An 8,690-nucleotide genomic window follows, 5' to 3' on the forward strand; every position below is an offset into this window, starting at 1 on the left:
CATGAAATCGTATGACCGGCATTTCATTAACGGCGAATGGGTCAGCCCTGCGAAGGGTGGAACCTTCGACACGATAGACCCTTCTACGGAAACCGTAATCGCGAAGGTGGCGGCCGCAACCGCGGAGGACGTCGACGCTGCAGTAAAAGCTGCGCGCTACGCGTTCGACAGGGGTCCATGGCCGCGCAAGACGGGCAAACAGCGGGGCGCGGTGCTGCGCGCAATCGCCGAGAACATCCGTGCTCGGCTTAACGAATTGGCTGTGCTGGAAGTACGAGACAACGGCAAGCCGCTACCTGAGGCTCTCTGGGACATCGGCGATGCCGCCGCCTGCTTTGAATTCTATGCGGGGCTCGCAGAACAACTGGACGAGACCGCTGAGAAGTCCGTGTCGCTGCCCGACGACCGTTTCAGCTCAGTGGCGAGAAAAGAGCCAATTGGAGTGGCTGGCGCAATTATCCCGTGGAACTTTCCTCTGCTGATGGCTGCTTGGAAGGTCGCGCCTGCGTTGGCGGCCGGCTGCACGATGGTCTTGAAACCGTCCGAACTCACGCCGCTAACGGCGCTCGAACTCGGTGACATCGCCGCAGCATCGGGGCTGCCTCCCGGCGTGCTCAATATCGTCACTGGCTACGGCACGGAGGCTGGCGCTCCTTTGACCGAACATCCGTACGTCGACAAACTCGCGTTCACCGGCAGTGTTCCGACGGGCAGCCGCATCATGCAAACGGCAGCGCGCGACATCAAGAACGTGAGCCTAGAATTGGGCGGCAAATCGCCTTTCATCGTTTTCGATGATAGCGACCTAGAATCCGCAGTCGAGTGGACGATGTTTGGCATCTTCTGGAACCAAGGACAGGTCTGCTCGGCAACATCTCGGGTCTTGGTTCAGCACGGCATGTACCAGTCTTTCTTGGACCGGCTCGCGCAAGAGGCTAAGAGGATTCACATCGGTAACGGGATGGACGATGGTGTTCTTTTGGGCCCGCTTGTCAGCAGGGACCAGTACCACAAAGTGAAAGAAGCCATATCTCGCGGGGTCAAAGAAGGCGCGCGTCTAGTTTCCGGCGGGGGGCGACCTGCGGGATTGGCGAGCGGATATTTCATGGAACCGGCCATCTTCGCCGATGTACCGGAGGACAGCTGGATTTGGAACGAGGAGATATTCGGCCCCGTCGTCTGCGTCCGTCCATTCGATGACGAGGCTGAAGCCTTGCGCTCAGCCAACGACTCACGATTCGGCTTGGCCGCAGCCGTTATGTCAGCAGACCTCGAGCGGTGCGAGCGTGTGGCTAGGGCGCTTAGGGCCGGCATCGTGTGGATTAACTGCTCGCAACCGACCTTCGTTGAAGCGCCATGGGGCGGCTACAAACAGAGCGGTATCGGACGCGAACTGGGCGAATGGGGTCTGAACAACTACCTTGAGATAAAGCAGATAACTCGATTCAAGGGCGAGAAACCCTGGGCTTGGTATATCAAATAGCCCAGGGCCACGAAGTTCAATCAGCTCGACGGACCGGTCAAGGAGACCGGCGGCCGCATTGGGAAGTTCGGCGTACTGTAACCGTGTGCGACACGAGGCAGAGGGATGATAGACTTGAATGCGCGCCCGTCATTCCGGGCCCATTATCAAAGCGGTGAGACGATGAGCAAAATCCCGACGGAAACCGAATCCAGCGGCCGTCGACACGGCGGACGATATATCTACGAGGAACTGCGAAAGCAGATTCTCACGCTTCAGCTCAAGCCGGGCGCGCCGCTCGACGAGGTGTCCCTTGCAGCGCAGTTTGGGCTGTCGCGCTCGCCCGTGCGCGACGCGTTGGCCAGACTCATCAGCGAAGGGTTGGTCACCATTCTTCCGAATCGGACGACGCTTGTTACGCCGTTTGAAATTGAAGAATTCCCCAAGTATGTTTCGGCCATAGACCTCATCCAGCGAGCCGTTACCCGTCTCGCCGCGATTCATAGGACAGAGGCTGACCTCGTGCGTATCCGCAAGGCCGATGACGTCTACATGCAAGCAGTTGCGAGTGGAGACTTCAACGCGATGTCGGAGACGAACAAACAGCTTCATATGACCATTGCGCAAGCGGCGAACAATCCGTACTTCTTGGGTTATTACGAGCGTCTTTTAGGCGAAGGGCAGCGGTTGCTCCATCTTCATTTCGATTTCACGGTGTCCTCCAAATCACCGACGAAGCTAGGGCGTGACCACGCCGACATCATCGACGCCATCGCTCGTAAGGATGCGGACGCTGCAGAAGCGCTCGCCCATGAACACACGATGCTTTTCCAGAGGCGATTCCTCGACTACATGCGTCAGAACATGACCGAGGGCATGGCAGTCGCCTAAGCAATTTGGGCAGCGCTGCGCTCGGCGCTGCTAGCGTTTCAGCTGTCTTATCCATCGCGCACGTACAGCCAGCAGCCTCGACTGAGGCTGTCACTGCAATCTGCCTCTTGTCGGCAGCTCGGCTGGTTCACTCATCCTCGCTGTGCAGTTCCAACTTCCCCCAAGTCAGTAATTCGCCAAGAGCTCGGATTGCCCGAGTGCTTCCTGTGCTCGCCTATGCCCGCACGCCTGTTGAACGGGCTGCATTCCAAAACTCCAATACGGCCTTGAGCACAAAACCAATACGGTTTGGCAACTGCGTTCTGGCCGTCCAGTGATTGTCCTGATTGGACGCTCTAAAGTTGATTCCACATTCACGGAGCAACGACATGAGCACAAATCAATCGGACCTCGACCTGTCGAAATTTTGGATGCCTTTCACTGCGAACCGCCAGTTCAAGGCTGCGCCACGCCTTTTTAAGGCCGCCAAGGGAATGTACTTCACAACGGTCGACGACCGTCAGGTGCTCGACGCTACGGCTGGACTATGGTGCGTGAATGCGGGCCACGGCCGCGCGGAAATCACCCGCGCAGTCAGCGAGCAGCTCGACACGATGGACTACGCCCCGACCTTCCAGATGGGGCACCCCCTTGCGTTCGAAGCAGCGGCGAAGGTGGCGGATTTCATGCCCGTAGGGCTTGACCGTATCTTCTTCACGAACTCGGGGTCGGAGTCGGTCGACACAGCGCTGAAGATGGCGCTCGCGTACCATCGTGCTCGCGGAGAAGGTCAACGCACGCGCTTCATTGGTCGCGAACGTGGTTACCACGGCGTTGGCTTTGGCGGCATCTCTGTCGGGGGCATCGTCGCCAACCGCAAAGCGTTCTCGGGCAATCTGATGCCGCACGTCGACCATCTGCCGCACACGCTGAATATCGCCGAGACAGCCTTCACGCGGGGTCAACCGACCTGGGGCGCCCATTTGGCCGACGAACTCGAGCGGCTTGTCACACTGCACGACGCATCAACCATCGCTGCAGTTATCGTCGAACCTCTCGCAGGCTCGACCGGCGTGTTGGTACCGCCGAAGGGCTATCTCGACCGCCTGCGCGAGATTTGCACGAAACACGGCATTTTGCTGATTTTCGATGAAGTCATCACAGCGTTCGGCCGTCTCGGAGCGCCGACGGCCAGCGAGTTCTTCAACGTCACGCCGGACATCATCACGATGGCTAAGGCCATCAACAACGCGGCCATCCCGATGGGCGCGGTAGCCGCGAGCCGCACGGTCCATGACACGGTGGTGAATGCCGGTGCTGACAACGCCATCGAGTTCTTCCATGGCTACACCTACACAGCACATCCCGCAGCGGCGGCAGCGGCGGTGGCAACGCTGGACATCTACAAACGCGACAGGCTATTCGAACGCGCGGCCGAACTGTCCGGTGCCTTCGAAGACGCAGCACACGAACTCAAGGGCTCGCGGCATGTAAAAGACATCCGCAATCTTGGACTTGTTGCAGGGGTAGAACTCGAGTCACGTCAGGGTGCACCTGGGGCCCGAGCTTACGAAGTGTTCCTCAAGTGCTTCGAGGCTGGGGTGCTGGTGCGTTACACCGGCGACATCCTGGCCTTCTCGCCTCCCCTAATCATCGACGAAAAACAGATTGACCAAGTATTCACGACCGTGCGCGACGCCCTGCGCGACGTTGCTTAATTCGAACCGCCCGGTCGTTGAACCCGGGCTTGTATTAGGAGTTCCACAATGAACGTAGCGACCGAGAAGGCAGGCCTGCAGCAAGTTAGCCATTTCATCAACGGCCGAGTTGTTCCTCCGGCGAGCGAGAGATTCAAGGATGTATTCAACCCTGCGACCGGGGAAATCACCGGTGCGGTCGCCCTCGCTTCGGTCGAAGAAGTGGACCGTGCTGTTCAGGCTGCGGCTGCGGCGTTTCCGAGCTGGAGCGAAATGGCTCCGCTTAAACGAGCGCGTATTCTGTTCAAGTTCAAGGAGCTTCTGAATACGCACCATGACGAACTCGCGATGCTCATCACCCGCGAGCATGGCAAAGTATTCACAGACGCACAAGGCGAAGTTGTTCGTGGCATAGAGGTCGTGGAGTTTGCCTGTGGCATTCCGAACCTGTTGAAGACCGACTTCACCGACCAAATTGGCGGCGGTATCGACAATTGGAACTTGCGTCAGCCACTGGGCGTCGTGGCAGGCATCACGCCGTTTAACTTCCCGGTCATGGTGCCGATGTGGATGTTTCCCGTGGCGCTTGCTTGCGGCAATACCTTCATCTTGAAGCCGTCCGAGCGAGACCCTTCCGCTTCGCTGCGTCTAGCGGAACTGCTCAAGGAAGCAGGACTGCCTGATGGCGTCTTCAACGTCGTGAACGGCGACAAGGTGGCGGTCGACGCACTTATCGAGCATCCCGAGGTAGCTGCCATTTCCTTTGTCGGCTCGACTCCCATCGCAGAATACATCCATACCGAAGCGTCGAAGCGCGGCAAGCGGGTGCAGGCGCTAGGCGGGGCGAAGAATCACCTCGTAGTGATGCCTGACGCGGACCTCGACCAGGCAGTTGACGCACTCATCGGTGCGGCTTACGGCTCTGCGGGGGAGCGTTGTATGGCCATCTCGGTCGCGGTCGCCGTTGGGGACACCGGGGACAAGCTCGTTGAAAAGCTGGTTCCCCGCGTCAATTCGCTTGTCATCAAAGACGGTGTGAACCTGGACGCCGAAATGGGCCCCCTGGTGACAGCGGAGCACAAGGCAAAGGTCTCCGAATATATTGATTCGGGCGAGGCCGAAGGGGCCAAGCTGGTTGTCGACGGGCGCAAACATCCGGTCGCTGCCGGAAACGGGTTCTTCATCGGGGGAACGCTCTTCGACGACGTGCGCACGGACATGAAAATCTATAAGGAGGAGATTTTCGGACCCGTCCTAGCGGTGGTCCGTGTCCCCGACTTTGCACGAGCCGTCGAGCTTATCAACTCGCACGAATTCGGAAATGGCGTGGCGCTATACACCTCGGATGGTGGAGTGGCTCGTGCCTTCACGCGTCAAATCAAGGTCGGCATGGTCGGCGTCAACGTGCCGATTCCCGTGCCTATGGCATGGCACTCTTTCGGCGGCTGGAAGAAATCGCTGTTCGGCGACCACCATGCATACGGTGAAGAGGGCATTCGCTTCTACACGCGCTACAAGAGCGTGATGCAACGGTGGCCAGATAGCATCAGCAAGGGCGCTGAATTCACGATGCCCGTTGCGAAGTAAGCGAAGGTGATACACGGTGGGCTCCCGGAGTCCACCGTCCATTCCCGGGGAAGACGCAAAGGCTTCGTCGGTCGTAGATGTAGTTGCCCGCTGTCCTTCACTCACGTTAAATTGGGGCATTCTGAGCATCAGTAGACGTCATGGAGGACTGGATGTCACTTCGTAGGCTAATGGCCATAGTCGTTCTTTTCGCATCAGTCAACGTCAGTGTTGCGCTGGCGGACGACTTGAAGATAGTTAAGGTAGGTGTCGCAGGGCCGTTGACTGGCTTTTCGGCGTCTTACGGGAAGGACGAGGAGAACGCGGCGAGACTTGCGTTTGAAGAGGCGAACAAGCAGGGCCTCGTAATCGGAGGGCAGCGAGTTCAATTCGAAGTCGATGGCCAGGACGATGCGGGGGACCCGAAGACCGCCGTCCTCGTCGCGCAGCGATTCGTCGATGAGGGTGTCAGTGGAGTCATTGGGCATCACAACTCCGGCTGCTCCATAGCAGCATCGCTGGTCTACCGACGTGCCGGCATCCCCCAGATTTCCCCCGGCTCCAGCTCGCCCGCATTTACAGCACGCGGCTTCGAGAACACTTTTCGCACCATCAGCAATGACGACCAGATGGCCGTTGTTGCGGCACAGTACGCTGTTGGCAAGCTCGGCGCAAAGCGGATTGCCGTCATCGACGATAGCAGCGATTACGGCACCAATCTCGTTACAGAGTTCGTGAAGGCCATTCAACGAGAAGGGGCGACTTTAGTCTCGTGGCAATATACGACCACGCAATCAATCGATTTCCGGGCGATTCTAACAACTATCAAGGGCCTCTCGCCGGACCTCATTTTCTATGTCGGGCAGGACATACAAGCCGCAGGTCTGGTTAAGCAGATACACCAGCTCGGTGTACGCGCTAAGTTCATGGGCGAAGGTGGCTTTACCAACGAAGCCTTCCTCAAGCTAGCGGGAACCAGTTCACAGGGCATGCTCAGCTGGGAATACGGATTACCGTTGGCTCGCATGCCGAAAGCAGCCGAGCTGGACAGCAAGTTGAAGGCTCGGTTCGGCGTCGGCATAGTGCAATTCGCGCCTCTCGCATACGACGCGTCTTGGGCCATGATTAACGCAATGAAGGATGCCAACTCTACAGACCCGAAAGACTACATTGGGTCTCTGCGAACCGTCAGTTTTGACGGAGTTACAGGTCCCATCGCTTTTTCAAGTACGGGTGACCTCAAGACGGCATCCGCCACTCTCTACGAGCAACAAAATGGCAAGTGGGTCGTGTTAGGCGTCGAACGGACGACATCAAGGTGAACGGCTGTCGCTTGCAGCTAAGTGACCGGTTGACTATCTAATAGGAGGTAACATGACAGTCGAGAAAGTCGCGCTCGTCACCGCGGGCGGGTCTGGTATGGGGGCGGCCGTTGCGCGCAGACTTAGCGCGGACGGATACAAAATCGCTGTACTGTCCTCGTCCGGCAAAGGAGAAGCCTTGGCTTCGGAATTGGGAGGCATCGGTGTCACTGGCTCCAACCAATCCAATGATGACATCGGGAAATTAGTCGAGCTTGCGATGAAGTCGTGGGGACGCATCGACGTGCTCGTCAACAGTGCCGGGCATGGGCCGAGAGCGGCCGTGCTTGAGTTGACTGACGAGCAATGGCATCAGGGAATGGATACCTATCTGCTAAACGTCATTACGTCGACGCGCCTTGTCGCGCCGGTGATGAAAGCGCAGCGTGCGGGCGCCATCGTCAATATCTCAACCGCTTGGGCGTTCGAGCCAAGCCCTATGTTCCCGACATCAGCAGTGTTTCGCGCGGGTCTTGCCGCGTTCACAAAACTTTTTGCAGACGCTCACGCTGCCGACAACGTTCGAATGAACAATGTGCTTCCCGGCTGGATTGATAGCCTTCCTGCCACTGAAGAGCGCAGACAGGCTGTGCCAATGCAGCGTTACGGGACCAGCGAGGAAATCGCTGCGACAGTGGCTTTCTTGGCTTCGCCAGGTGCTGGATACATCACCGGACAGAATATCCGCGTTGATGGTGGGTTGATGCACTCGGTTTAAACGATTGTCGGCCAACTTGAGGGACGGTATGTCGTCGCGCTGCACAAGATTGTTTGGCCGTCCCGCTCGCGCTTTATTTCGTATCGGATGCCGCACGCAGATGCCGTCGGAATGCTTGCAATGGCGGTTTCGACTTCGATAAGCGGCGGCAGGAAGTCATGCACGTCGGCCACCTCTGGGAACTCGATTAATTCGAAGGTCCAATGCGCCGCTCGTTGTGCCGAGATTGAACTTAAGGCGGTCGACGAAACCTTCGACCTTCCTGAGTGGGTCGGCGATGAGGTGTCGGACAAGGCGGCTTACTCAAACAGCGCGCTGGGCGTGCACCCTTATTCGCAGTGGTAGAGCTCGGTCCCCAGCCCTCGACTGCGTCGGTGGGGCGCCTGGCAAACTGCCGGCTGAAAGATATGGCAGAGCAGTGCTACGTCCACAATGAGATGACGCGAAGCTGCTTCCGTTGGCAACTCTAGGCTGAAAAAACAACGGCCGCTGTGCCCTCAATTTGCGTGAAGCTGCGAACAAACCGATACGGCTGACCACCAATCTCTAGGCGATTCAGTCCGGATGATGTCAGGCGAAGCATCTCATCTTCCAGCGACGCGTCAATCGTTGCAAGCCGCCGCAACTCTTCTCGCGGCCCCGACGGGTCACCCAGATACACCGTGCAGACGTTGGCAGCATGGCGCATCATGATTACGCTTACTGCTTTGTCCAGCGCGCGCTCGAGGTAACTAGCTAGCGCGTGCAGCGATGCCTCTTTTCTTTCCGGCCGGTCGCGGCCCGATACCTCGCTGCCTTGTCTCACTGTGCCCTCCGGGCGTCCTGTCGTTTGCGGGGGTTCGTGCTAAGTCGGGCCACGCTCATAATACTGCTTCTCTGTGCTCTTAGGACGTAAGCGGCCAGCGAACCCGTCTTGACGAACGATGGATTACTCGACAGGCGCGAGAGGCTGCCAGTTATGAGGCAGCAATGTTGCGATGTCGCTTGCTTTGTGGGCCGGGAGGCGAGTCAGAATG

At 58.1% G+C, this 8,690-nt stretch carries 7 protein-coding genes; 6 read left to right on the top strand and 1 reads right to left on the bottom strand.

Features of this window, described 5'->3' with window-relative positions; translation table 11 throughout:
* Position 1: 1 nt before the first annotated feature.
* The 6 genes from GV035_RS25390 to GV035_RS25415 all read left to right on the top strand — a co-directional run bounded on the left by GV035_RS25390 (position 2) and on the right by GV035_RS25415 (position 7,674).
* On the top strand, positions 2-1,483 hold the full coding sequence (locus GV035_RS25390) for an aldehyde dehydrogenase family protein (RefSeq protein WP_159838270.1): 1,482 nt from the start codon (positions 2-4) through the stop codon (positions 1,481-1,483).
* 162 nt (positions 1,484-1,645) lie between these two features.
* A complete protein-coding gene (locus GV035_RS25395) occupies positions 1,646-2,353 on the top strand; it encodes a GntR family transcriptional regulator (protein WP_201304059.1) in 708 nt (235 codons plus the stop codon).
* A 368-nt stretch (positions 2,354-2,721) separates the two neighbouring features.
* The gene (locus GV035_RS25400) at positions 2,722-4,050 is read left to right on the top strand and encodes an aspartate aminotransferase family protein (protein WP_159838272.1); all 1,329 of its coding nucleotides are present in this window, start codon (positions 2,722-2,724) and stop codon (positions 4,048-4,050) included.
* Between the two features lie 48 nt (positions 4,051-4,098).
* Entirely contained in the window at positions 4,099-5,616 is a 1,518-nt protein-coding gene (locus GV035_RS25405) for a CoA-acylating methylmalonate-semialdehyde dehydrogenase (RefSeq protein ID WP_159838274.1), read from the top strand.
* 140 nt (positions 5,617-5,756) lie between these two features.
* The gene (locus GV035_RS25410; protein WP_236572799.1) at positions 5,757-6,917 is read left to right on the top strand and encodes a branched-chain amino acid ABC transporter substrate-binding protein; all 1,161 of its coding nucleotides are present in this window, start codon (positions 5,757-5,759) and stop codon (positions 6,915-6,917) included.
* Positions 6,918-6,969: 52 nt separating this feature from the next.
* Positions 6,970-7,674: an SDR family oxidoreductase gene (locus tag GV035_RS25415; RefSeq protein WP_159838278.1), complete on the top strand. Its 705-nt coding sequence runs from the start codon at positions 6,970-6,972 to the stop codon at positions 7,672-7,674.
* A gap of 466 nt (positions 7,675-8,140) precedes the next feature.
* On the opposite strand, the gene GV035_RS25420 is transcribed toward GV035_RS25415, so the two are convergent.
* On the bottom strand, positions 8,141-8,479 hold the full coding sequence (locus GV035_RS25420; protein WP_159838280.1) for a hypothetical protein: 339 nt from the start codon (positions 8,477-8,479) through the stop codon (positions 8,141-8,143).
* Positions 8,480-8,690: the final 211 nt, after the last annotated feature.

Origin of the sequence: Burkholderia sp. 8Y (genome assembly GCF_902506145.1) — a bacterium.
In the GTDB taxonomy this organism is placed as follows: Bacteria; Pseudomonadota; Gammaproteobacteria; order Burkholderiales; family Burkholderiaceae; genus Caballeronia.